General features: G+C 64.1%; 15 protein-coding genes. 10 read left to right on the top strand and 5 right to left on the bottom strand.

The window, feature by feature from the left end; all coding sequences use genetic code 11:
- Window positions 1-13 precede the first annotated feature (13 nt).
- Window positions 14-406, top strand: coding sequence for a dihydropteroate synthase (locus tag ABEA10_RS51375; protein WP_425550999.1), 393 nt, complete (start codon window positions 14-16; stop codon window positions 404-406).
- Here the strand turns inward: ABEA10_RS51375 and ABEA10_RS34645 are convergent.
- From ABEA10_RS34645 to ABEA10_RS34635, 3 genes are all read right to left on the bottom strand, one after another.
- Entirely contained in the window at window positions 382-4,092 is a 3,711-nt protein-coding gene (locus ABEA10_RS34645; protein ID WP_345471207.1) for a protein kinase domain-containing protein, read from the bottom strand. The two genes, ABEA10_RS51375 and ABEA10_RS34645, sit on opposite strands and share 25 nt — an antisense overlap.
- Entirely contained in the window at window positions 4,089-4,343 is a 255-nt protein-coding gene (locus ABEA10_RS34640; RefSeq protein ID WP_345471205.1) for a hypothetical protein, read from the bottom strand. The genes ABEA10_RS34645 and ABEA10_RS34640 overlap by 4 nt, the downstream gene beginning before the upstream one ends.
- A gap of 470 nt (window positions 4,344-4,813) precedes the next feature.
- Entirely contained in the window at window positions 4,814-6,973 is a 2,160-nt protein-coding gene (locus ABEA10_RS34635; RefSeq protein ID WP_345471203.1) for a hypothetical protein, read from the bottom strand.
- 53 nt (window positions 6,974-7,026) lie between these two features.
- Here ABEA10_RS34635 and ABEA10_RS34630 point away from each other — a divergent pair, with 53 nt between their 5' ends.
- The 8 genes from ABEA10_RS34630 (at window position 7,027) to ABEA10_RS34600 (ending at window position 23,021) form a co-directional block, all read left to right on the top strand.
- Window positions 7,027-7,329, top strand: coding sequence for an ATP-binding protein (locus ABEA10_RS34630; protein WP_345471201.1), 303 nt, complete (start codon window positions 7,027-7,029; stop codon window positions 7,327-7,329).
- Window positions 7,330-7,622: 293 nt separating this feature from the next.
- Complete coding sequence (locus tag ABEA10_RS34625; RefSeq protein ID WP_345471199.1) at window positions 7,623-7,856, top strand: helix-turn-helix domain-containing protein; 234 nt, start codon at window positions 7,623-7,625, stop codon at window positions 7,854-7,856.
- A gap of 222 nt (window positions 7,857-8,078) precedes the next feature.
- The gene (locus tag ABEA10_RS34620) at window positions 8,079-8,375 is read left to right on the top strand and encodes a hypothetical protein (protein ID WP_345471197.1); all 297 of its coding nucleotides are present in this window, start codon (window positions 8,079-8,081) and stop codon (window positions 8,373-8,375) included.
- Between the two features lie 675 nt (window positions 8,376-9,050).
- On the top strand, window positions 9,051-17,615 hold the full coding sequence (locus ABEA10_RS34615) for a golvesin C-terminal-like domain-containing protein (protein ID WP_345471194.1): 8,565 nt from the start codon (window positions 9,051-9,053) through the stop codon (window positions 17,613-17,615).
- A 1,213-nt stretch (window positions 17,616-18,828) separates the two neighbouring features.
- Entirely contained in the window at window positions 18,829-19,011 is a 183-nt protein-coding gene (locus ABEA10_RS34610; protein WP_345471192.1) for a hypothetical protein, read from the top strand.
- Window positions 19,012-19,485: 474 nt separating this feature from the next.
- Complete coding sequence (locus ABEA10_RS51370; RefSeq protein WP_425550998.1) at window positions 19,486-19,938, top strand: DUF4282 domain-containing protein; 453 nt, start codon at window positions 19,486-19,488, stop codon at window positions 19,936-19,938.
- A gap of 852 nt (window positions 19,939-20,790) precedes the next feature.
- Complete coding sequence (locus ABEA10_RS34605; RefSeq protein ID WP_345471190.1) at window positions 20,791-21,336, top strand: HEPN domain-containing protein; 546 nt, start codon at window positions 20,791-20,793, stop codon at window positions 21,334-21,336.
- Between the two features lie 116 nt (window positions 21,337-21,452).
- The gene (locus ABEA10_RS34600; protein WP_345471188.1) at window positions 21,453-23,021 is read left to right on the top strand and encodes a hypothetical protein; all 1,569 of its coding nucleotides are present in this window, start codon (window positions 21,453-21,455) and stop codon (window positions 23,019-23,021) included.
- 137 nt (window positions 23,022-23,158) lie between these two features.
- On the opposite strand, the gene ABEA10_RS51365 is transcribed toward ABEA10_RS34600, so the two are convergent.
- Both ABEA10_RS51365 and ABEA10_RS34595 read right to left on the bottom strand, forming a co-directional pair.
- Window positions 23,159-23,788, bottom strand: a complete 630-nt coding sequence (locus tag ABEA10_RS51365) for a 2'-5' RNA ligase family protein (protein ID WP_425551003.1) — start codon at window positions 23,786-23,788, stop codon at window positions 23,159-23,161.
- 34 nt (window positions 23,789-23,822) lie between these two features.
- Window positions 23,823-25,136, bottom strand: coding sequence for a helix-turn-helix transcriptional regulator (locus tag ABEA10_RS34595; RefSeq protein ID WP_345471186.1), 1,314 nt, complete (start codon window positions 25,134-25,136; stop codon window positions 23,823-23,825).
- Between the two features lie 318 nt (window positions 25,137-25,454).
- On the opposite strand from ABEA10_RS34595, the gene ABEA10_RS34590 reads away from it, so the two are divergent.
- Entirely contained in the window at window positions 25,455-25,985 is a 531-nt protein-coding gene (locus tag ABEA10_RS34590; RefSeq protein WP_345471184.1) for an ATP-binding protein, read from the top strand.
- Window positions 25,986-26,164 lie beyond the last annotated feature (179 nt).

Raw genomic sequence — 26,164 nt, 5'->3', positions numbered from 1 at the left:
CTAATAAAGAGAAGTGTGGTCGAGTTTGGCCAGCCTTCTATTCGGTCGAATTCGGCTCCCGCCAGGATGCCTTTTCCAAGCGCACGGCTTCGAAAAGAACCTGCGGCGCGTGCAGGCCGCATGCGACGCCGGAATCCACGCTGACCGAAGCGTCATCGCCCCCGGCCTCGGCTTCGCGAAGACGCCTGAGCACAGCTGGACCATCTCGCGCGACCTCGATGAGCTGACGTGTTTCGGCCTGCCCGGCATGGTGGGCGTCTCCCGCAAACGCATGCTCGCCGAACTACGTCAACGCCATCCGTGTCCACGATGTCCACAAGACACAAGTGGCAGTGGCCACGCTGAACCGCTGGGTCCGACGAGCAAGCGTGACGCCGACCGTCATCGTGCCCTGTCGTCGCGCTGACGGGCCGAGGCGCGGCGGTCGAGGTGGGCTCGCACCCCGTCGGCGCGCAGCCAGCCGTAGCCGACGTCCTGGAGCCGGCGCACCAGGCCGTCGACGTCCGTGTCCGTCCACCGCGGACCATGACGGCGCAGAAACGCGTCGAGATACGGTGCCGCGCCGTCGTCCCAGTCGGCCGCTTCGTGGGCGGCGAGCTCCCAGTCCAGCTCCCACAGTCGCAGCCCATCCTCGTGTCCGGCCAGGACGAAGCGGCCGTCGGGGGTGAGCACGACGCGATGCACGCCCCGCTCGTGGCCGTCGAGGACCCGGAGACATCGGCCGCTGCGGACGTCCCACAGCGCCATGTACGACCGGTAGCCGCCGGAGACCGCGAAGCGCCCGTCAGCGGTCATCCGGACGGTGTGGAACCCGCCCTGCGCCGGCCCGTCGAAGGTCCGTATGACCCCTCCGCTCGAGGTGTCATGCACCCGGATGCCCCCATTGAAGTCACCAACCAGGGCGAGACGTCCGTCGGCGCTGAGCGCCGCCGCCCGGTCCGTGAGTACGGACCTGCCTTTGAGGTGGTGCACGACGTGGCCGCGGTTCAGGTCCCACAACACCACCTGACTGCTCATGCGGACCGCGGCGAGGCCGCCATCGTCACCGAGGTCCATCTCCTTGATGTGAGCGCCGTACAGGGTCCGCACCACTCGCGGCGGGCCACCGGTGGGCGGATCCCACATCCGGATCGTGGCGTCCGGGCCCGCGACCACGACCCGCCGGTCGTCCGCACCGAACCGTACCGACAACGCGTCGCCTGAGAACACACGGGCGTCGACGGTCAGGACCTGCCGGCAGGCGCCGGTGTCGACCTCCCACAGCCGGACCTCACCGTCCTGGCTCGAGGACAGCAGCCGCCGTCCGTCGGCGCTCAGGCGGACCGACCGCACCGCGCCCTCGTGGCCCTCGAGAACCCGCAGACCATCGCCGCTCTCGACGTCCCACAGCCGGACCGTCCCGTCGCGGCCGCCGGACACCGCGATCCGGCCGTCGCCGGACAGGTCGACCGCGCTCGTCTCGCCCACGTGCCAGGCCCGCGACGACCAGGCCGCCCGCAGACCCGTACGTACGGCGCGGCGGCCCAGCCGCCACCAAGCGGACATGACGCGTGGCGCCCGCTCGTGCGCCTCGACCGCGCGCGCCTGCCGGAGCAGCTCGAGCGCCGCCGGGAAACGCTCGGCCGCCATGGCCCGGTCCGCCTCGCCGATCAGCGCGTCCACCTGCCCGCCCAGCCGGCTCAGCTCGACGTGCCGGCGTGGCCGGCTCAGCATCGGCGCGGCGCGATACCCGTCGGGCAGCCGCCACCGCCGGACCGTACGGTCCTGGCCGGCCGACAGCGCGGACCGGGTGTCGGCGTCCAGCCGGACCACGGTCGTTCCGCCCGGATGAGCCTGGAAGGTCCGCAGGCATCGGCCGTGGTCCAGCTCCCACACCTGGACGCCGTCGGAGTAGCGAGTGCCGGACAGCAGGAGCCGCGCGTCGGCGTCGAGGGACAGGGTGCCGGGCGTGGTCCCGCCCGTCAGGACGTGCACGCAGCGACCATCGTCGAGGTCCCAGACACGAATCGTCCCGCCGTGGCATCCGGTGGCCGCGAAACGGCCGTCGGCGCTGAGGCACAGGGCGGTCACCGCCGACTCGTCGCCGGTCAGCTCCCACCGGCACCGGCCGTCGGCCAGATCCCACACGCGTACGACGCGTTCCCCCTCGACTCCGCGCCCGCCGGACAGATTGGACAGTCGTGTAAGGCGTTCCTGGACGTCTCCGCGTCCGCGCCAGCCGATGGACAGCGCCCGGCGGCCGTCGGCACTGACCGCCACCAACCGCCCGGCCGCGGCCTCGTCGAGCGTCCTCACCTGTCCGCTGTGGACATCCCAGACCTGGAACGCGCGGTCCAGGCCCGCATAAAGGGCGAAGCGTCCATCGGCGGTGAGCTGGATCGCCGTGTGCTCGACGCGCAGCGCCAGCTCACCGAGCCCGTCGCTGCCGTCCCAGGACGGCGGATTGGGGCTGGCGTACAGGAGGCGGCCCTTGGGCGAACCACCCCACCGGCTCTTGCCCAGTGCCCAGAAGCGCACACTCTCGTCCGCGCAGACGGAGACGGCGAAGCGCCCGTCCGGTGTGAGGTCGACGGCGTGCACCGGTCGGTGGTGTCCCTTGAGCGTCCACATGCACTGCCCGCTGTGGACGTCCCACACGCGGACCTGGCCGTCCCAGCCGCCGGCCGCGATGAACCGGCCGTCGGGGGTGAGGGCGAGCGCGACCTGTTCCTCCTGCTCGTCGACGTGCCAGAGATCGTCAGGGGGCGGGCGCAGCGGCCAGGGCACCGGCCATCCGCGATCGGAGCGGGCGTCGACGATCTCACCGGACCGGATCATGCGCAGCGCGGGGAGCACCTCCGGCTCATCCGGCCGTTCCCCGGCCAGCGCGTCGAGCAACGCGCGGGCGGCGCCGAGGTCGCCGCGCTCCAGGTGGATCTGGGCGAGCGCGTACCGCACCTCCCACGGATCGCCGGTGTCCGCGCGGATCGCCTCGATCTCGGTGATGAGCGCTTCGTCGGTGACGGCGCCGCGGCGCCACCGGGCCAGTCCGGCGTTGTAGATGGCCCGGGCGTTCTGAGGATCGGCGGCCAGCGCCTGGGCGAACGCACGGTCGGCCTCGGCCTGCCGGTCGAGGTCGAGCAGCGACACCGCCCGGTTGTTGAGTTCGTCGGTGAGCAGGTCGGCCGCGCCGGCCGGCGGGCGTGGGTAGGTGCGGCCCGTGACGCTCTGGTAGATAGCGATCAACTCGGCGGCGACGCCGGCCATGGAACCCGGCCTGTCGGCGGAATCCTGCCGGAGGCACCGCTCAAGCAGGTCGCCGAGGGCCGTCGGGACGGCAACGGCGCCTGCCGCGCCGGCGGCGCGGTAGCGGGCCAGCGCGGCGCCTGCGGCGGGCCCGGCCATCCAGGTCACCTCGCCGGCGCACATCTCCAGAACCGATACCGCGAAGCTGTAGATGTCCGTACGGCGGCCGACCCGTTCACCCGCCGCCTGTTCGGGAGAGGCGTAACGCGGGGTCATCCCATCGCCGCCGGATACCGGAACGCTGACGCCGGGCGGCGCGTCGGGGCTGATGGCGGACACCATCGCCCGGGCTCGGGCAAGGCCGAAGTCGGTGATTTTCGCGGTGACCGTGCCCTGCTCGCCGTCCTCGAGGTCGAGCAACACGTTGGCGGGCTTGACATCCCGGTGCACCAGGCCGTGGCTGTGGGCATGGTCGAGGCCCCATGCGGTCTGGATCGCAATGTCCAGGATCCGGGTCAGCGCCTCTGCCGGGGCGCCGTCGTACAGGCGCCGGTCGCGGATCCACTCATGCAGGCTGCCGCCCGGGACGTACTCGGCGAACACCCGGGGCACCCCGTCGAGAACGCGGACGTAATAACAGTTGCACACGTACGGATGAAGCCCCAGCGACACCCACGTCTCCGCCTCGGCGACGAACAGCCGTTGATCCTCCGTACTACGGAACAGGTCCGGTCGCGGACTCTTGACCGCAAGATCGATGTCCCACACTAGGTGCCGGACCCGATACACCACGCCCATACCGCCCTGCTCGTGCACCCCGGTCACCGCGTACCGGCCGTCGGTCACCTCGCCAACACGCCACGTCAACATAACCTCGCAATTGGTCCCTGCGCTCTACCGGCGTCAGGGCGTTCCAGCAGATGTGACCGGCCCTTTGAGGAGCCGATGAACATCGGCGTGTAACCGGCTGCGGTCGGCAGTTCGTGGCCGGACAACAGCATCGCCTCGCCCGGCAGCCGGATCGGCGGTTTGCCGCGAGGTAGTGCCAGCGACACTCCATTCGCCGGGCTGCGCATGGAACCCGGCAACACCTGCGGAATGAACTCATCAACCGTCACCCGCGGTCCCTCCCGCCCGACTGGACGATCGCACAGTATCTCTCCGGCCTTGGGACCAGTCCCGGCCGCCGAGCGCTGCCATACCCCAAGGGGAGCATGGCTGCCGAGCCGCGGGAGCCTTCCCCGGACGCATGGATGCGGCGAAAGCGATCTCGCAGGTAACGGCATGGATGCGGTAACGGCATGAGCCGGCCGCGGCTCGGCGCTTCGGTCGAGTGTGGAGCCCTAAGCGCCCGGCCGGTAGGCCCATGTGTGCAGGCGCAGGCTTCGGCCGTTGGGACGTTCTCGGATGACGGGTTCCTCGTCGGTGAGGTGGAACCCCGAGGCTCGGGCGACGGCCTCGCTGGCCGCGTTTCCGGGAGCGATGCGCAGAATCACTCGCTCCTCCAATAGCTCACCCTCGGTTACCACCGAAAGAGCGCCGGAGCCGAACGTTGGACAGACCCGAGGCCTGCTAAATCTGCCTGGATTCATCGACGGCTGGTGACTCGAGCGACGCCGGCGGCGACGGTGGTAGCAAGGATCCAGCCCGCCGTGATGAGGACATAGGAGAACCATTGCTCTGCGCCGCTGGGGTTGAAGGCGTTTTGCTGTCCCATGTCAACGATGGGTAGCAGAAGATCGAGGGTATAGATCACCGGGTTGAAGTGGGGTGCCTCGCCAGGTTTGAGCGGTACCGGGGGCACCAGGCCGTACAGAATGCTACCTACGGTCAGTAACGCGGCCAGCCATGCGAGGGCGCGCCATGGATGGTATCCGTAGGCAACGGTAACGTCCTGCAGAATGCTCCAGACCCGGTTGAGCGCGGATTCGGCGGCGCGCTGATCGCGTTCCCTTGCGTACATCACCTTGCTTGCCTCGGCGGGCTGGCCCAGGCGCGTGTAAAGCGCGGCGAGTTGCTCGTACGGCTGGGGCTGTGGGCCGTCCGGGTCGCGAGCAAGCCAGCCCAGCCGCTCCCGTGCAGGAAGGCGCGGGTCGAGGGCCTGGTATGTGAGTTCTTCGAGTCTGAGGCGTTCGGGCCAGTATGTGGGGTCATCACGGAGCAGATCGATGTGAGCGTGTCGGAAGATGACCTCGCCGCGGATTGGTGCCGCAGGCCGCAGTGAGAGGAGAGTAGTCGTGATCGCGGTGGCGTCGAGAGCGGGCTGGTGTTCGCTCGCCAGGATGGCGCCGTCGAGGTCGATGCCCTGGTCGCAGCGAGAGCCGGTCAGCTCTACGCCGCCATGCACGCGCATGCCGGCACAGGACAGGCTTGCGTCAGCGTGGATGCCTGAGAACCGAAGGGCCGTAGCAGATGGGTTGTCCAACCTGGCTTCTTCCAGCAGGATTCGGCCGCTGATCCGGCTGGTCTGGACACATACCTCGCCAGTGGCATGTAGTCGCCGGAAGGACAACCCGCCACCAACCTCGGCGCTCTCGACCACCAATGATTTGTCGGCGCCGCTATTAAGCTGGGCTTTTTCCAAGTTTATGCCAGCTGCTGCGCGCGCGCCGCTGACGCTGATCGTGCCACCGGAGACCTCTAGCCGTGCGCCATCGAAATCGCCGAAGGCGGCGTGGTCGAGATTGAGCGCTACGCCGCCCGGATGACTCAGCTTCGCATCCGTGAAGGTCACATTCGCTCCCAGTTGCGAACCGACCAGGCGTACGCCGCCGACAGCGCTGAAACCTTCACGGCACCATAAACCGCCGCGTACCTCAAGTCCGCCGGCGCCTAAGGCGTCGCCGCCGGGATTCTGTAAGAGGGCTCCAGCGAGTTGCACACTGGCCATGACCCTCGTGCCGCGCATTCGGAGCTCACCTTCTGTGATCAGCTCGTTCGCGCCAATTCCAGCACCAATCACAGTGCGGCTTAGGTCAAGTGCAACCGCTCCAGGGTACGAGAATCGGGCATTGAAACAATCCAGCCCGCCGTCGATCTGCGCACGATGAAGCAGGACAGAGCCGGTGGCGAGGAAACCGTCGCACATCGCCACATCTCCGTCGACGGTAAGTCCGCGAGCCGCGATGGCGATGCCCTCCGCGTCCGCCCGCGTAGTGGCGGCACGCAGCGAGACCTGTCCGGTCACCCTCGCCTGATCCAGCCAGAGCCCACGCTCGATCAGCGTGCCGTTCAGGTTCAGGATGCCTACGACCTGCATTCGGACGCCGTTGAAACCCGCGAGTCGACTGTGCACCAGCCGCACCGTTCGAGTAGTGGCTTCTACCAGGCGCAGCGGCTCGTCAAACCGGCAGTATTCACACACCAGAGCCGATTCAACCGTGGCACCGATCAGGTCTAGGCGACCAGTGACCATCGCCCCACGCAACCTGACGCCCGGAGTGTGACCGGGCTCGGTCTCGCACGCGCCAAGCAATGCTGCCTGGATCACTGCGGCACGAACAACCCGCTCTGGCTCGCCTCGCAGGTCCACCCACTGCCCACGAGGAAACGCCGTCCAAAGCCTTTTCTCCGCTGCGTTCAAATCTTCAGGCATCACGGTTACATCTTGCACCCGGACGCTCATTGCACAACGCGGCACCTGACACGAACCGGTGGCCTTCTGAACACTGATCTTCGTCGCACACACCGCGTCGTTAAGTGGCGCCGATTCTTGCCGAGCCGATTTCGGACCACGCAGTTCCGGCACACGGGGCGTGACGCGGCTGGGCGCGCAGCCACCTGGTCACCTGAAATCTCCAGTTGATCATCTCGGCGGGGGCGCGTCGCGTCACCGAGAGCGTGGTCGTCGACGTCGATGCCGAGCATGTCGCTGATGTGGTGCTGGTGGTCTCAGAGCTGATCACCAACGCCGTCCGCGAGGTCGCCAAACTCGGCCCCGCCTGCGGTGGTGCACGGCCGGTTCGCCTCGCCGTCGACATCCGTGACCGGTGGATGTACCTGTATGCGGTCGATACCGCTCCGGCTCTACCCCGGGAGGCTCATCGCGGGCCGTTGGCAGGTTCGGGCCGAGGCATCCCGATCATCAAGCTCTGGCCGCGATGACCTGGGCCGAACAGGCCGAGCACGGCAAGACCATTCACGTCGTCATAACCCGTACGGGCGTCGAGTTGAGGCCCGAGGACAGGCAGACCCTGATGCCCTGAACGAGGGCGCTTGATCATCCGCTGGCACATCGCGTGATGGCGGCCTCCGGATAGATGTCTCGGTCCTGAGTGCGCTGCGGCCTCCACCGGTAACCCCTCCGAACCGGTGTCGATGGCCGCGGCGATGCGGCGCCCTCAGGACCGAGACTCCCTCTCTCTTCCCACACCGAAAAACAGGATCAGCGTGTCACGATGTCTTCTCCCCACCCCCTTAGCCGGCAGCGCCTCAACGACGAACCGCTCTTGTGCCCGCGCGAGGTCGCGGAGCCGTTCGGTGTCCGGACGACGGCGATCACCCGATGGGCACGTGAAGGCAGACTCGCACCGGTCTTCACCCCCGGCGGTCACCGGCGCTACCACCCCGCCGACATCCGCAAGATCCTCGACAGCGAAGCAGCGGACGAACATGAGGTCGGGCCGCGATGAGAGGGTTGCCCCCGTCGGAAGTGGCGTGAGGATTTCTAGTGACAAGCGTGCCCGCAGCCAACAGCTAACGACTTGCTGAGGATGTCTTCGGTCAACGTAGGTGTGTTAACCGATGCGGGCTTTTGCTCAGCCGGTGGCAGCCGGTCCCCTTTCAGCAGCACATGTCCACCGACTCGGGTGTGGGGCGGCGGTGGAAGCAGGTAGGGCTATGAGGAGGAGACCGTGAGCATCGTCCGTCTGACCGACGTTGAGGTCGAGTTCGTGCGAGGCCTCGTCGGCCGTGTCCGTTGGGCGAAGGAGCGCAACGATGGCTTCCCATCCCCGGAGTGGTCGACTAAAGAGCAGCTCGCCGTCGCCCTCGTGCTGGGTAATCAGGACTACCTCGCTGGGCAGGGCTACCTGATGAGTTCTGTGCTTGATCGTGTTTGCGTGGGGATGATCTCCCGCTACGAGGACCGTATCGCCTGGCTTAACGACATCAGGGATGCCATAGACGACCTCATCAGAGGAGCTGGGTGACCTCGGACTGCGGTCGCGGTGGCTATCAGGTACGGAACGGTCATGGCGGTCGCTAGCGGCATCATGTGTGGCGCAGGTCTTGACGGAATACCGTCGCTTCCTCGGCCGACAGTGATGAAGTCCCTGAGCCGGCGGTGCCTACGAAGCGCCCGCTGAACCCAGCGCCGGTGCTCGGGGAAGTGTTACCGGCTTCACCGGCCGTATCTGGCCGCCTCGGGGAGTTCGCTGGGGTCTGCCGTGACGAAGCGCACTGATTCGCGTACGCACTGCTGATATCCGGGGCGACGTCTGGCCGGTTCGGGCCATTCACCGCTTTGCGTGTGACGTTATAGATGGCTCCGGCGCTATAAGTCGGGGGCTTCTATGCCTTTTCTGTGATGGTTATTTTCGTGTGCGTTGTCGGATTTGACTGGTATTGACGCGCTCGTGTTGCCGGGTGATGATCCGTTCGTTTGTTCAGCGCCGCTTGGTCTTTGTTCCGGGCGGATCGGCCGGACGGGGAGGTTCGGTGACGAGGGTTGTTCCGCCTGCTCGGGGGCCGACGTGATCCGGTGGCGTTGAGCGTCACCTCGCGCATTCCGTAATTCTTCCAGTCTTTCTCCTGTTCTGTCCTGTAGTTCGGTGCGTCTTTTTGGCGTGCCTGTTTTCGCCTGCCCTCGTGGGAGTGGAGTTTCGGTGAGCCGGTGGCTGAAGAAGAAGAAATGGTCGGCGTGCCTGCTGGTCGTCGCGTTGACGATGACGGTGCTTCCGGTCATGCCGGCGTCGGCGGAGGCGGCGCGGCCCTCAAGTGCGCAGGCGGGCAGTGGGTGGAAGCCGGCGAGTAAGCGGAACTGGTGGGATCGGCTGTGGGGGCTGCACGGCAGTAAGAAGGCGCCGAAGGGCCGTGATCTGAAGGTCGACGCGGTGCCGCGGCAGGATCCGGTGGTCAAGGGCAGCAGGTCGGCGCCGGCGAAGCGGGTCGGGGAGTTGAGGAGTCGCCGTACGGCCAACGCCCGCTATTTCAAGCTGTCGAATGGGCAGGTTCAGGCGGAGGTCTCGCCGCAGCCGGTGAACTATCGCAGTGGTGGTGGCTGGAAGCCGATCGATCTGCGGGTCACCAAGAGCAAGGCGAGCGGGTTCTCCTACGGCAACCAGACCAACAGCTTCCGTACTTTGTTCGGTACGGGGTCGGGGCGGCTGGTCCGGTTCGATGCCGGTGGCGGCGCGTCGTTGACGTTCGGCCCGGAGGCCAAGGGTGCGGCGAAGCCGACGGTGCACGGGAACACGGTCACCTATCCGGGCGCGGTGGCGGGTGCGGACCTGTCGTACGCGCTGCAGCCGGATGCGCTGAAGGAGTCCATCGTCTTGGCCAAGGCCCCGGCGACGGCGTCGTGGTCGTTCGCGGTCCAGGCGAAGGGGTTGCGGGCCTGGCAGCGGCCGGACGGGTCGATCGCGTTCTACCGGGGCGGGTTCGACGGGCCACCGGTGCTGGTGATGCCCAAGCCGTACATGAGCGACGCGAAGTCCGATGCCTCCTCCCCGTACGGCAAGGCGTGGAGCCCGAAGGTGTCCCAGTCGATGCGCTGGGACGCCAAGGCCGGGCTGCTGCACATCACCGTGTCAGCGGACCAGAAGTGGCTGAACGACCCCAAGCGCGTGTATCCGGTGGTGGTCGATCCGACGATCAAGTTGCAGCCGCTGCCGGAGAACTCCCAGGACACGATGATCGCCTCCGATGTCCCGGATTCGAACTATGAGAGTTCGTGGCGGTTGTCGGTCGGTACGACCACCGGTGGTGTGGCGCGGGCGCTGGTGAAGTTCCCGGTGGACATCCCGGCCGGGACGAAGATCTCCTCGGCGGATCTGCAGATGTATTACGACCAGACCCACACCGACAACAGCAAGGACGTCACGATCGAGGCGCACCGGGCCACCGCGCCGTGGGACGAGACGACCGCGACGTGGAACAACGCCAATAACAACGTCGGTGAGCTCGGCAACTATCGGGTGACCGTCGACGACGGCGATGTGGGGACCACCAGTCAGAAGGGTGCGTGGCCCACCGCCACGAGCACGTATGCGACCAACGGCGACTACCTGTACAACAAGGACTCGGTGTCCGGGGACACCTACACCTGGACGCCGAAGCTGGCCGAGGACGGCGACTACAAGGTCGAAGCACACTACGTCGCCGCGGACGGCCAGGCGAGCAACGCGCCGTACACGGTGACCTACAACGGCGGTTCCGCCCCGTACACGGTGAACCAGCAGTCCGGGACGAACGGTGTGTGGGCGAGCCTGGGCACCCACCCGTTCGTCGCGGGCACCACCGGCAAGGTCACCCTCGGCGACGGCCCCGCCTCGACCTCCACCGCGGTGGTCGCGGACGCGACCCGCTTCACCAAGGACGGATCGGTGGTGCGGCCGACGGGGGACCAGGGCAGCCACTGGCACAGCTTCGCGGTCAAGAACATCGTCCAGTCGTGGGTGGACGGCACGCCGAACTACGGGTTCGTGCTCAAAGCCGCCGATGAGGCCACCCTCGGGATGGGCGGCCCGCGCTATGAGGGCAGCGTGTACGCCTACAACGGCGAGACCGTCCAGTACCCGCGTCTGGTCATCACCTACGGCAAGCCCGGCGTGGCGGTGGACGAGCCGACGACCATCCACGCCACCGGCGCGGACCTGACCTGGCCGGCGTACCAGGACCCGTCCACCTCTTCGAAGGACGACATCGTCGAGTACCAGGTGCACCGCAGCATCTACCAGGACTTCACCCCGACTGCGGCCACCTTGGTGGCGCCGGTCTCGAAGGACACCACCACCTTCAGCGACACCACGGCGACGCCGACACCGGCGGACTCATCAGACCCGTACGGGAACCTGTACTACTACATGGTCGCGGTCAAGACCGCCGACGGGCAGCTCGTCCCCGGGCCGACGCAGATCGTCCGGCTGCCCAAGGCGGGCCGCACCGTGAAGGTGTATCAGGCGAGCAGCGACACGACGTTGTCCTCGACCCAGTCGACGACGAACGAGGACCAGCTCCAGGGGCAGGCGTGGCTGTCGGTCGGGAACAACTCGGGCACCTACGGGATCACCCATTCGGTCATCAAGTTCCCGGCGATGACCGACATCCCCACCAGCGCCCAAGTCGTCGACGGGCGCGTCGCGTTGTGGTCGGCGGGGATGACCGGGGACGCCCAGGCGACCTATGACGTGCACGGGCTGACCCGTGACTTCGACGAGACCGCCGCGACCTGGGCCAAGGCGACCTCGGCCACCTCCTGGACCACCGCGGGCGGTGACTACACCTCCACCGTCGCGGGCAGCTTCGGCCCGATCACCAACGACCCAGCGCGGCGGACCTTCCCGATCACCTCACTCGCCCAGAACTGGGTGAGCACGCCGTCGTCGAATCACGGGGTGCTGTTCCGGCTGGCGAACGAGACCACGCCGGGGGAGCACACCACGTTCCTGTCGTCGGAGGCGGATGAGCCGGATCTGCGGCCGCAGCTGTTCGTCACCTATCTGGACAAGACCACCGACTCGACGTACTACGCGCCGGACACACCGGCGCTGATGAACTCCGGTGGCCAGTACACCGTCAACGTCGATGTCTCCGGCACCGTCAACCGGACGCTGACCAAAGCCGACAACGTCCTGACGTATCAGTGGACGCTGCCGGACGGCACCGACGTCACCGGCGCCAGCCAGCTGCAGACACCACTGCCCGAAGACATCGCCCCCGGTGACACCGCCACGGTCGCGGCGCAGGTGAAGGCCCCAGTGCAAGCCGATCCGGACAACAAGCGCACCGACTACGTCCTGCACTGGAACATCTACAACAAGACCACCGGGCAGTCGCTGCCGGCCTCGGACGGCATCGCGTCCCTGGACCAGGCCGTCGCCGTGGAGGAACCCACCTCTGACCAGCTGGGGCTGGAGAAGTTCTACCAGTACGCCGGCAAGAACACCGGCGCCGGCGGCACGGTGATGAACAACCTGTACGCCGGGAACGCGGTCTGGTCCTACAACCCGATCAACAACCCCGGCCGCGGCCTGTCCACGTTCGTGCGCATGGCCTACAACTCCCTCGACACCTCTGATTCGGCCATGGGATACGGCTGGTCCCTCCAGGCCGCCGGGCCGACCCGGTTGGGCTCGCCGCTGGACTTCCACCCCAACCCGAACCCGACCACGGTCACGATGACCGACGGGGACGGCACCAGCCACACCTTCACCTGGGACGACACCGCGAACGAGTGGAAGTCCCCACACGGCGTGCACTACTACCTGCAACGCCAGGTGGTGTGCAGCAACAAGACCGAAGAGGCCCGCGCGTGGGTGATGACCCGCCCGGACCGCACCCAGTTCTTCTACGACTGCGACGGCTACCTGTCGGCGGTCGTGGATAAGAACGGCAACACCCAGGACTTCACCTACGCATCGCGTAAGTCGAACAACGAGCCGATCAAGTTCCTGTCCTACATCACCGACCCGGCCGGCCGGCAGTCGCTCACCCTGGACTACTACGCCAAGGGCGACGACTACACCTACATCGACGACAGCGGCAACGAGGTCTCCGACACCAACCTCACCAACCCGCACATCATCGACCAGGTCAAGTCGATCACCGACATCTCCGGCCGGAAGATCACCTTCACCTACACCGACAAGGGCCTGATGGCCAAGATGGTCGACGGCTCCGGCGACTCCCAGGCCAAGACGTTCCGGTTCACCTACGACGCCACCCAGGGCAACAAGAACGTCAAGCTCGTGAAGGTCACCGACCCGCGCGGGAACGACACCAAGCTTGATTACTACTACCCGCAGACCGGGGACGACCCGAAGTTCCACTGGGATCTGAAGACCATCACCGACCGGCTGAACGGCACCACCGGGTTCGCCTACACCGACCCCGACGGCAACGACGGGTCCAACATCCAGACGGTGGTCACCGACCCCGAAACCCACACCACCACGGACCTGATGGACGGGTTCGGGCGGCCGATCCAGACGACGAACGCCAAGAACCAGGTGACCAAGCTCGGCTGGGACACCGACCACAACGTCACCCGCCTCGAAGAGGACAACGGCGCCGTTTCGACCTGGACGTATGACCCGCTGACCGGCTATCCGCTCACCCAGAAGGACGCCGAGGCGAACAAGAACGGCACCGCCGGCACCACCTTCGGCTACGAGACCGGACTGGGCGGTCACTTCGCCGACCTGATCTCCAAGACCAGCCCGGAAGGCCGCGTCTACACCTTCGGCTATGACACGGTGGGCAACCTCACCTCGATCACCGACCCGGCCGGCAACGCAACCTCCACCGACGGCGACTACACCACGCACAACGACTACGGCGACTACGGGCTGTTGGCCAAGGCCACTGATGCGAACGGGAACGCCACCCAGTACCTCGACTACGACGACAACGGCTATCCGCAGACCATCACCGACCCGCTGAACAAGTCCACCAGCTACGTCTACGACGTCCGCGGTGAGGTCACCAAGGTCTCCGACCCGCTCGGCCACGACGCCACCCAGAACTATGACGTGTTCGGCCGGCCCACGGACAAGACCGAGCCGAAGGACCAGTCCGCCGGCACCTACATCACGACCCCCGCACCGACGTACGACGCCAACGACAACGTCGTGCAGTCCACCGCCCCGAACGGCGCGGTGACCACGGCCACCTACGACGACGCGGACCAGGTCACCGCCGTCAGCGCGCCCAAGGACACCGACACCGGACCCGACCGCACGGCCAGCTACGCCTATGACAAGGCGGGCAACGTCACCAAGATCACCGAACCCAACGGCACGCTCACCACCACCAACGACACCGACTACGTCACCACCTACGGCTACGACGAGATCTACGAACAGACCTCGATGACCACGGCGAAGGGCCCGACCACCTACGCCTACGACGACGTCGGCAACGTCACCACCGTCATCGACCCCCGCAAGAACGCCACCGCCGACACCACCGACTACACCACCAAGTACAACTACGACCTTGATCACCGGGTCAAGACCACCATCGATGCCGCCGGTTACAGCACGTCAACGACCTATGACCGGGATGGGCTGACGACCGCGACCACCGACCAGGACAACACCACCACGACCATCTCCCTGGACGCCCGCGGTAAGCCGTATCAGGTCAAGGTCCCGCACGCCGACGGTGCCGACAACATCGTCCAGTACGAGTACGACCAGGTCGGCAACCAGACCAAGGTCATCACCCCCCGCGGCGTCGCCACCTCCACCGCGGACGACTTCGTCCAGCAGACCACCTACGACGAACTCAACCGGGTCAAAGAAAAACTCACCCCCTACGACCCGAACGACGCCCGCTACAACCACGCCGACGCCACCATCTACAGCTACGACGCCGCCGGCCGCCTGGCGAAAGTCAGCGCGCCGCCATCCAACGGGCAGACGGTTCGCAACGACACCACCTACAGCTACTTCGACAACGGCTGGACCAAAACCAGCACCGACCCGTGGGACATCGTCACCAGCTACGACTACAACGACCTCGGCCAGCAGACCTCCCGCACCCTCACCTCCGCCGGTGGCTCCTCCTCCCGAACCATGGGCTGGACCTACTACCCCGACGGCAAACTCAAGGGCCGCAGCGACGACGGAGTGCCGGTCGGACAACAGGTCGTCCTCGTCGACGACTCCGACATCCAGAACGCCGGCTACAACGGCACCGCCTGGACCACCAGCTCGACCGGCTCGGGCTTCCAGGGCTACGACTACGCCACCCACGCGGCCGGCACGGGAGTGAACTCCTTCGTCTGGAACCTGACCATCCCGCAGGACGGCACCTACCAGGTCTACGCCGAATATCCCACGGTGTCCGGTGCCGCCACCAACGCCTCCTACACCGTACGAGACGGCACCGGTGCGACGGCTTCAAAGACCGTCGACCAGAGTACGGGCGGCGGCACCTGGGTCTCCTTGGGGTCCTACACCTTCAAGCGGGATGGCAGCGGCCAGCAGGTCACCCTGTCCGATGCCGCCGACGGAACTCTCGTCGCCGATGCGGTCAAGCTGGTACGCGACAACTCCGGCGAGGCCGATAACGAGAAGACCGACTTCGCCTACGCCTACGACGCGAACGGCAACCTGACCGACATCACCGACAACAGCCCCGGCGCGACGATCGACTCGTACGCCATCAGCTACAGCACGATGAACTCGGTCTCCAAGGTCGAGGAGAAAGCCGCCGGAGTCGTCAAACACACCACGACCTTCGGCTACAACGCCAACAACGAGCCGACCAGCCGCACCCACGACGACGAGTCCGCCACCTACAACTACGACGTCCGTGACTTCGTCTCCAAGATCACCGACAAGGCCACGCCGTCCGACACATCGCCGAAGGTGACCACCTTCACCTACACCCCGCGCGGCCAGCAGGACGTCGAGACCAAAGGCAACGGAAACACCGTCGACGACGACTACTACCTCGACGGATCACTCCAACACCAAGTCGAGAAGAAGCCCAACGGCACGATCGTCTCGGAGCACACCTACAGCTACGACCCGAACGGCAACAAGACCCAAGACGTCGCCAAGAAGATGAACGCCGACAACCACGCGGCGTACCTCAACACCACCACGACCTACACCTACGACCCCCTCGACCGCATCGCCCAGGTCAGCAAAACCGGCGACGACACCGAAACCGAAACATACCTCCACGACGCCAACAACAACGTCGTCTCTCAGACCATCAAGGGCACTACGACGACGTTCAACTACGACCGTAACCGGCTCCTCACATCCGCATCCGGTGGGGCGACGGCGGACTATAACTACGACCCGTTCGGCCGCCTGGACACCGTCACCTCCGCTGGCAAGGTCATCGAACGCAACACCTACGACGGCTTCGACCGCATCGCCGAACACCAGCAAGAGAATTCCGCCGGCGCGCTGGTGTCGACGAAATACACCTACGATCCCCTCGATCGCACCAGTTCCAAAACCACCGACCCCGGCGGAGCGAACGAGAAAACCACCGACTACAGCTACCTTGGCCTATCAGACCAGGTGCTGGATGAAGACCTCGCGGGGAAGATCACCAAGTCCTATCAATACTCGCCTTGGGGCGAACGGCTCTCTCAGGTCAAGACGAATACTGACGGGTCGACCGAAGACGCCTACTACGGCTACAACGACCACACCGACGTCGAAGACATCACCGACTCATCCGGCGATACCAAGGCCACCTACGGCTACACCGCCTACGGCCAGGATGACGACGCCGAATCCACTGGCATCGACAAACCTGACCCCACCGACCCCACCAAAGAGCCGTACAACACCTACCGGTATGAGGCCAAGCGCTGGGACGAAAGCTCGGGCACCTACGACATGGGATTCCGTGACTACGATCCCAGCCTCAATAGCTTCCTGACGAGGGATACCTACAGTGGCGCTTTGGATGATCAAGACCTAGCGACTGACCCATTTACCGCAGATCGTTACGCGTTCGGCGGCGGAAACCCTATCACCAGCATTGAACTCGACGGACACAAGCCCGACGTCTGTGGCGGCGGTGCGGACGGGAACGCGGATGCATGCGCAAAGTTCGTCGATGCCCTGCGGAAGTACATAAGGAAGCGTTGGGTTAGCCAGTGGCGTGATTACAACGCCGAACATAAGGCTGCGATACTCGCTACGATCACGCAAATTAAGGCGAGTCAGCAGTTTCAGCAGGTTGGTGGCGGAACGATCACTACCCGGCAAAAGTTCAACTGCATCAAGGGTGGAAGTCTCAAGCATGCCGGAGACAAAAATATCTGTGGCTATGCGGATATCATGTTGCATGCCAAGAACGGCATTATCTATGTATGGGAGGTCAAAGCGAAGAATTCGGCTGCCGACGCGGTTCCGCAGATTGATCTGTACGTAAATAAACTGCGGGAACGAGGCGACAAGGCGGACTTCGGTTGGGATCTGCCCGAGGCTTATCCAGTCCCAGTGCCGCGAACCGGTGGATCGCTGCGGGTCTACACCGACTCTCCGGGTTCGGGAATCCGACTGTACGACCGAGACTATACGCCAAAGCCGAGGGTCGTCCCTCAGCCGCAAACCCAAGATCAACCGGATGACGAACCTGGCTGGGTAAAGTTCTGGGGTAAGGTTCACGATTGGTTGCATGACAATCTGCGTGCACCGGATAGGCAGCCAGCGCCGTATCCGGTTCCGTTCCCTATGCCGGTCTGGGAGTAATGGCGACGGTCGCTTGCGCCGGCCTTGACCCAATGGGGTGCCGGCGCAAGCGGCCAACGGAGGAGTGGCGCGGTTGATATCGTGAACCGATTCAACGGTATACTTGGTTATTATGGAGATACCAGGAACGCCCGATGGATGGACCCGCCTAACGGTCGAGTTGGATGGTCGGGCTGCCTCGAAAGATCTGTCACGGTACGCTCGTCGGTGGTTTGTTGCCGCCTCTAAAGGACCGTTGAAGGACCTCTTTTCCGATCTCCAGAGAGGGCCGAAGCTGTCGCGTCATATTTTTGGCTCGGGCGCAAGCGGTAAGCCGTGGGGGGAGCCTGGCGGCTTGTGGGCGTCGCTGCTGCGATTTAACCAGAGTCACGGAAAGGCGACCGGCAAGCGAGTCTGGTCGCCCCGGGCCTGGGACGAGTTCATCGCCGCGCTCGATGACCTGCCGCTTGGTGTGGAGCTTCGCATATTTGAGCTCGACGAAAACGGTATTTGGACGCAAGACAAAGTGACAGTTTCGATGCAGCGAGTAAGCCCCGATGGGCAATGGTTCAGGGCGCGTTGTGTGGTCACAGCCGGCCCGTTGGGTCCAAAGAACCGGGTGGCCAAATTTGGAGCTAACGATATGGTCGGTCTGCTTCGCGACTGCTCGGCGGATATTCCGGCGACCTTCGGTTGCGTCACGGACGACGGAGGTGCGCACGGTACTACTGGGCTCGAGGATCGGCTGTACATATCGGCTGAGGCCGGAATTCAGTCAAGCCCCGAAATACTTCGTGGCTATCCGTGGATCACTATCTGCCCTCCGGGGCTCGCTGAGAGGCTCGGCGGATTGGCGGCTATACGCGCCACCGGGGCATTTTATGAGGTGAGTAGCCTTCGTGCGGGCGGACTGTGGTTGCAAGCCACGGAGAGAATCGAAGACTATGAGGGGGAGGCATTGAGAAGGGTATTTCGCGTACTTGCTCCAGTGCTTCCGCCTGGACGGCCAGAGCCATACGTAGGCACGGAGCTGCATCGAATAATTTATAAAGACGCACGTAATATGTGATCTTTATTTCTGAGGATGCCGGAAGCGTTCCCCTCCTGAGGGCAAGATATCGGTATTATGCCCAGACTGGCCGATAATGGTTATCGGCGCCGCCGCTGGGCTTGCTGAGGCCCGATCAGGGTGGCGCTCCGGCGAGGCCACTTCGGCTGGTGCACGGTAGTGCCGATGACCCTCAGGGTGAAGACCGGCGCGAGCCTGCCTTCGCGTGCCCACCGGGTGATCGTCGTGGCCCGGACGGCCGAACAGCTCCGCGACCTCACGCGGACGCAAGAGCGGCTCGTCGTCGAGGCGCTGCAGACTGAGTCCAACGAGGGGTTGCGTCCGCGAAAGCGGTGTAAGGGTTTCTAGTGTCAAGCGTCCGCAGCTCAAGGGTGAACGACTTGCCGAGGATGACCGAGTGTGCGGCTGACTCAACGGGGCCCGAGAAGCGTGAACCCTCTTCCGGCAGCGACCGTGGGGGGCGTGGGGAGCGGAGCCCCTCACAGCGGGGGTTCCAGGGGATCGCCCCCTGGATCACAACGCGCCCCCTGCAGGATTCGAACCTGCGCACCCGGCTCCGGAGGGCGGTAGCGCAGCTAAGGCCGATTACCTATCTGACCTGCGGCGGAACCGTGGCGACTGGGTGGCTGGACGGGCGGCGAGTACGCGGATAGTACGCGGGTCGACTTCGACGCTGACCATCGATCACGCCGTGCGAACGAGGTAGTGGACCTTGGTCGTTTCATGATCCGAGCTTGCCCGTGTTTCCCGCTTGGCCACTGCTCTTGCTGGCACGCTAACGGCACGGCAGGACGTCTAGACGATTGCAGGGGGTGACTGCTGGTGGCTTCTTCTCCGCTCGTTCCTCCCCCTAGTCCGTACGCCTCGCCTGCGCCTGAGCGTCGTTCTCTGCTCGGCTTCCTCGACGTCCGGTTCGAACGTCGGGCCGGCCCGGCGCTGGTGCGCTGGCTGTACCTATCGGCGCTCGTGATGGTCGCGGCCGTGACCGTGTTCAGCATGCTGATGTCGTGGTGGCTGGCGAGCTGGGCGGGTTGGGGCTTCTGGCTGGGCGTTCCCATCTCGATCGCAACGGGTCTCGTGTGGGCGGTCGGTGTCCGGCTGGTGTGCGAGCAACTGATCCACTGGACAGGCCATGAGCCGCCTCGTCGGCGTGCGTACGCCACAGCTCCCGCGGCCTGGTCATCCCCTCCGTCGTCGGCCCACCCATGGGGGAGCGGGCCAGGTCCTACCGGTGAAGGTGGAGCGCCCCACCGGACGAACGACCTTCGCCGGTAGGACCTGGTCTGCTCGGCTTGCCCTGGGACGTCGACGGAGGGGATGACCAGGCTTCCACCCCAGTGATCACCTCCATCCCGGCGCCTGACCTCTGCCATCCCCGAGTCTGAGGCCCCCGCCGGAGGCGCTCGCTGGGCGGATATTCGGATGCCGGACGATCCTTCAGGTCTGCATCATGGGCCGCATGCCGTCGCGTAACCGTCATCTCCCCCGAGGGCAGTCGTGGCCGCTGACCCTCACCGACCTGATCAAGGGGCTGGGTGACGCGTATTCCCTCGTGAAACGGCCTCGCTTCCACACGGGGATGATCTCCGACGTCGTGTTGGTGGTGCGTTGGACTCCAGCCCAGTCGTTCAACTACGGCATGGGCGGTGTCCATCCGGACATGGTCGGGATCCATGTCACCGTCCGTCCGGTGCGATCTGTCGATCGGGTTGCCGTGCGTTCGCTCCTACGCTCACGTGGACTGCCACAGCTTCGCGAGTGGGTGGAACGGACACAGACCGCGGCCGAGACATGGACCTCGCGCAGCCGTGACGCCCACTGGCGATACGCGGAGGACGGGCTACAGTTCGCCGGCGACCGACCAGAGTGATCAGTTACCGCGGCTGTGTGGTTCTACGAAGCTGCGGAGGCTCATAGGCGAGTTTGCGCTACACGTGAGCCAGCCGCCCGATCGGCACGGCCGTAGGGACCGGCGCCCACGCCGCACGCCCGTAGGGCGTGCCGGAGCGGGCGGCCAGCGGCGACGCGCAGCGCCGCCGCCTTGATCCAATACAGCTAGATTCGGCAACGGATCACTCAGGGCTCAAACCCTACCAACCGCACGCTCCGGCGATATGCTGACGAACTATGGCAGGCGGTGCTTCTGTTTCAGGTGCAGCACATGACGCAGCGCTGCTCAGGGTCAGCAAGGCCAGCAAGAAGACTCTGGATCTGTTTGGTGAGGGCGTCCACCTGGCCGCGCAGACCTCGCGACCCATTGATGATTTGAGACAGCAAGTATGCGCTGACCGTTTAGATCTTGCTTCGCACTTTTTGGCGGCCGGGAACAAGACACTTAGGACAAGACCGCCTGAGTACCGAACATCGATCAGCCGCTTTTACTATTCGATGTATCATGCTGTGCGGGCGGTTGTTTACTTCGCTTACGGAGGGGACGACCATGAGTCCCACTCGGTTCTTCCCGGCAAAATACCCAATGACTTCATCGACGCAGCTATCTGGCAAAACGCCCTAAAAGATGCCCGAGCTCACCGAAATGCTGCCGACTACGATCCGTATCCTGTGGATGTCGCCAGTTGGCGGGCAACGGCCCATAGCCTAGCTGTCGAGGCTCCGAACCTTATTAGCTTGTCTAGACAGTATTTGAAGGCGAAAGGTTGCGCCTACCTATGACTGGACCATCAGTGGCCGATATACCTCAGTTCATTCGCGAGCAGTTTATGCGACGCGGAAATATTCGTGTCATTGACATTACGGTACGTGCATACCCTGACGAGACGAACTATATCGTGCTCGTCGACGAGCTGGACCTCCCTGTTGCTGCGAGTGTCGGCAACGAACTCGACGAAGAAATTTCGACGTCGGAGCGACGCGCTTTTGTCATCGCTCGAAAGGCGCCGAAAGAACTCCACGAGCGCAACGCACGGCCGATGAAGGAAGGTGTCCAGGACGATCGGGCTATACAGTTGACGAGACTGATCAGTGCCCGATCGAGAGTCTCTGAAGCGCAGCCGAGTCTTTCCTATGTGCGGGACGCTCAGGTAAATCTATCTGCAGTAAGTGCACCTCGGCAAAATCTCATCTTCGGCCGTCGCGGTGCCGGAAAATCGGCGTTGCTGGTCGAAGCGCGACGCACCCTTAAGGATGATGAAGCCATCTCCTGTTGGGTGAATATGCAGACGCTTCGTAATGAAACTCCCGACAGGGTGTTTCTTTACGTAATCGAAGAGATCCTTACTGCGGTCGTCACTCGGCAACAGAATCTTCGGCCAGAGGCTGCCGTCTCTGTATTGTCTGCAACATTGTACGAAAATATACAAGAGCTATTGGGGCGGGCTGCTCCTTCAACGAATGAAATTACAGCTCTAATTCCGAGAATCCAGCGAGTGTTGAAGCGGTTCCTTGACACTGCTGGCTTGCAGCTTTTTGTTTTTATTGATGACTTTTACTATTTGTCGCGTGCCCAACAGCCTCGCGTCTTGGACATGCTTCACGGGTGCGTTCGTGACGCTAATGCTTGGCTAAAGATCGCTTCGATTCGTCATCTCACGAGATGGTTTCAATCATCTCCTCCACTCGGGCTGCAGACAATTCACGACGCGGATCTCTTGGATCTGGACGTCACCCTGCAAGATCCTGCGCGCGCAAAAGAGTTCCTGGAAAATATCTTCTTGCAATATGCTCGACATGTGGGCGTTCCCGCTCTAACGAGATTGTTTCATGGTGCCGCTCTCGACCGACTAGTGCTGGCTTCCGGTGCGGTTCCACGCGACTATCTAGTCCTCGCAGCCAGTTCTATCGCGAAGGCTCAGCGCCGTTCAAACGCGAGGCTGGTTGGGGTCCAGGACGTCAACCAGGCGGCCGGCGATGCGGCGCAAGTTAAGGTGCAGGAACTCGAGGACGATATGGCCTCCAATGTCACTTCGGCGACCCGCACACTCGAAGCGCTAAAGCGAGTTCGCACCTTCTGTTTGGAAGAGAAAAGTCATACTTACTTCCTCGTTCGATACCAAGACAAGGAAAATTACCCGCAGAGGTACAATATTCTGACGGACTTGCTGGACCTTCGTCTCATACATCTGGTAGACAGTGGTGTTTCGGATGCGCACTCTGCCGGTCATCGTTCCGAGGCGTTTATGCTTGACCTGAGCCAATTTTCGGGATCGAGACTTAAGCAGGGCATTCGGGTTCTTGACTTCTCGGGCGGTAGAATTCTATCCAGAAAAACAAAGGGTGCATCCGTTTCCGGTTCAGATCGAACTGGAGATACGCCTCTTAAAATCATCGCTATTCTCAGGACCGCCCCAACATTTTCACTGGACCAGTTCGCCGATCTCGCAGATGAAGTTGGCATGTAGTCTCGGTGGCCCTTGGCTTCTTGTGCCGCTTTCATATGTGTTGCATTTTGGCGCGCCGCCGTTAGACGAAAACAAATGGATAGTAGCAACACTAGAGGTTAGTGAGTATAGATCCATTTCGCATGCAAAGCCTTAACTTATGTTTTGGGGTAACTTGTTCTAGGTGTCAGCCGAATAGTCCCGATAGTTTGCCAGTCCCAGAGTCGTTCTGGGCCCCATTGGACGACAAGGCTCACGGCATCAATGAGAACAGTGCAAGTTGGTAGCTCCCGACCGAGGATGTCAATTATCGGTGCTGCCGCTTGGTCAGTTGTGCTGTACGCTACGGTTATGTGCGGCGTCCAAGAAGGAAATGCCCCGTTAATAGTTCCTTCTTCTCCGAGCGCATGTCGCATCCCAGCTCGAACCCCGTTGAGTATCGGGTCGAGAGCTCGCTGCGGATGAACTCCGAGCATGATGGCTTCGGGATGGTAGAGAATATGGCCAAGGGTAATGCCAACTGGCTGGACCCCCGCAAGAGTGCGTCTCGTCTCCTCTAGCATCCGAGCGGTCTGCTCTGATGAGCTTGAATCCGCCGATCCAACGAGGAGCGTCGTTATATGAAGCCGCTCCCGTGGGGTCATGTGTAGACCAGGGACGCTAGATAGCCTTTCTTGTGCTTCTCTTGCCAAGGCGAGCGCATTAGGCTTGTCTTGGAGAAGTATGTGCCAGTAGATGGTGCCCTGGCCAGGCTCGGTCTCGGCTCTGTTGCGCCAACGGTCTCGCATGCGTTCTGGGAGAGGGCTCATCTGCTTCTCGTCATCAGCCTGCCTCGGGCAGGACGGGGGCGGCGGTGATGAAGTCTCGGATGTCTCGCCTCAGGGCGAGTGCGTTCTTGTCGCGTCGGAAGCGAGGATCGCCTAGACGGCGATCAAGGTTCTTGAGGTATGCGGTCACGGTAGCGACGCGGAACTCTGGAGGTAGCGCCAAGATTGGGGTGACTTCCCGTACGGCTTCATCGAGCGAGTCTTTCATTAGATGTGCGATGCCGGTGCCGGCCTGGATCTGCGCCCAGGTCGCGGGGACCCTCGGGACCCCGGATTCCCACGCGCGGTGCGCCATCGCTGAGGCCCGCAAGGCTGCGTCGGGGTCGTCGGTGTGGATGGCGACAGATAGGGCGAAGATCGCCTGGCGTGCGGCGGGGAATGACCAGGCGGACAGGCCGGAGTCCGGCTCTATGGACTCGGCGGCGGCTTCCGCTCTCTTCATCGCCTCGCGTGCTCTCTTGGCATCGCCGAGGAGTGCTGCGGCGTTGGCCTCCTGGCTGGCCAGTTGCACTCTCAGCGGAGTAGCGGGGCTGCAGTCATAGCCTCGTCGTGCCATGTCGGCTGATTCGATGAATCTCTCTTGCCACCTCAAGGTCTTTGCGCGGACGGTCCATGCGATGGCCTCGTTGGCGCCTGCCTCCTGAGCGAAGACGAGTGAGGCTTCGCCGTACTCGTCTGCTGCTGCGTTCTTGTCGAGGTCTCCGAAGAGCAGGCAGGCATGTGCGAGTAGATGTGACTCGATTCGGTACAGCTCGCGTTTCTGGCGAAGGCTCTGTTGCCGCCGGAGAAGAGTCTGTGTCTCCCTGTGGAGGCGCAAGACTTGAGCGAGGGCCTTCTGCGCTGGAACCTGCGTATGAGACTCCGCAAGGGAGTTGGCCGCGCGGGAAAGCTGATCGATTGCCTCATCGTTCGTTTCGGTCGAGATGACCTCGGACAAGAGGCTGGAGATTTCCTGCGGTGCTGAGAGCGCTCTTGGCTCGGCTGCAGGCCTGCCAGAGGATGTTGCACGCGCGGGGACGGCGGGCGCGAGGCCCATCGTCGTGCGGGCGTGGTCGGGCATGTTGAGGCCGTCCGCGATGCGTATCCATACCTCGATGGCGGTGATGTTGCTGCGCCGTTCGTGGATGAGGTCGTTGATACGGCCCTGGGACACGCCGGTTGCTACTGCTAACCGCGTCTGGCTGATGCCGTACTTCTGCGCGAAGGCGAACAGGGGGCCGGCGAGGCGATTCCGGAGAATTTGCCGGATTGATTCCTGTTGCCAGGCATGGTCCGGAATGTCGATCGGCTCAAATGGCGACTGGTACATCGAGCCGTAGCCTCCTCCCCGCACGACCAGGGCTTCGCATCTTATCCCCGATGGGGATAACCGCCGGGAGTGTTTTGCGCGTGGCTCGTGACAGATCGTATTCGTCATGAGTGACGTGGAAGCCGTTGGGCGGTGTCGGTCGTGCGGTGGGCGTGGCTGGCGTCTGCGGTCGGTCCGACGGGCGGTCTTGATCAGGGTCGGTGACGCTGCAGCCGGGTCTGCTCCGGTTGATTGCTGGCGGTGCGCGGGTACAGGCCGAGCCTTCTCTGTGTTCGAGGTCATCGCCGAGCCGGGTTCGTGTTCGGGGGTTCGGCGGTCATGACCGACAATTCGCGCGAGACGTCGATTGCGTCGGTTCTCGCGGCGGCACTGGAGACGGGGCGATTGGCCGTCGGCACCGTGGCGGGTCCGTGTTGGCGGTCGTTCCCGGCGGCTGCGGAGTCAGTGGCGTGGGCGCGTCGGTTCACCGAGAGTGTGCTCGCCGAGGTCGCCGACGTCGATGCCGAGCATGTCGGTGATGTGGTGCTGGTGGTCTCAGAGCTGATCACCAACGCCGTCCGGGAGGTCGCCAAACTCGCCCCCGCCTCCGATGGCGCACGGCCGGTTCACCTCGGCGTTGGCGTTCATGACCGGTGGACGCACCTGTATGCGGTCGATACTGCTCCGGCGATGCCCAAAGAGGCTCACCGCGGGCCGTTGGCGGGTTCGGGCCGGGGCATCCCGATCATCAAGGCTCTGGCCGCGATGACGTGGGTCGAACAGGCCGAGCACGGCAAGACCATTCACGTCCTCATGACCCGCACCGGCGTCGAGCTGACGCCCGAGGACAGACAGACCCTCATGCCCTGAACGGGCCCTCGATCATCCGCCGGCGCATCCGTGATGGCGGCCCCCCGATAGATGTCTCGGTCCTGAGTGCGCTGCGGCCTCCACCGGTAACCCTTCCGAACCGGTGTCGATGGCCGCGGCGATGCGGCGCCCTCAGGACCGAGACTCCCCCCTCTCTCCCCACACCGAGAAACAGGATC

Source organism: Actinoallomurus oryzae (genome assembly GCF_039541955.1).
Classification (GTDB): Bacteria; Actinomycetota; Actinomycetes; order Streptosporangiales; family Streptosporangiaceae; genus Actinoallomurus; species Actinoallomurus oryzae.
This window is presented reverse-complemented; position numbering and strand designations above follow the sequence as displayed.

Excerpts from the sequence above, each read along its gene's own strand:
- ABEA10_RS34590 (WP_345471184.1), top strand. The coding sequence starts at position 25,455 with ATGACCGACAATTCGCGCGAGACGTCGATTGCGTCGGTTCTCGCGGCG.
- ABEA10_RS34625 (WP_345471199.1), top strand. The coding sequence starts at position 7,623 with ATGTCTTCTCCCCACCCCCTTAGCCGGCAGCGCCTCAACGACGAACCG.
- ABEA10_RS34595 (WP_345471186.1), bottom strand. The coding sequence starts at position 25,136 with ATGTACCAGTCGCCATTTGAGCCGATCGACATTCCGGACCATGCCTGG.
- ABEA10_RS34610 (WP_345471192.1), top strand. The coding sequence starts at position 18,829 with ATGACCCTCAGGGTGAAGACCGGCGCGAGCCTGCCTTCGCGTGCCCAC.
- ABEA10_RS51365 (WP_425551003.1), bottom strand. The coding sequence starts at position 23,788 with ATGCGAGACCGTTGGCGCAACAGAGCCGAGACCGAGCCTGGCCAGGGC.
- ABEA10_RS34605 (WP_345471190.1), top strand. The coding sequence starts at position 20,791 with ATGGCAGGCGGTGCTTCTGTTTCAGGTGCAGCACATGACGCAGCGCTG.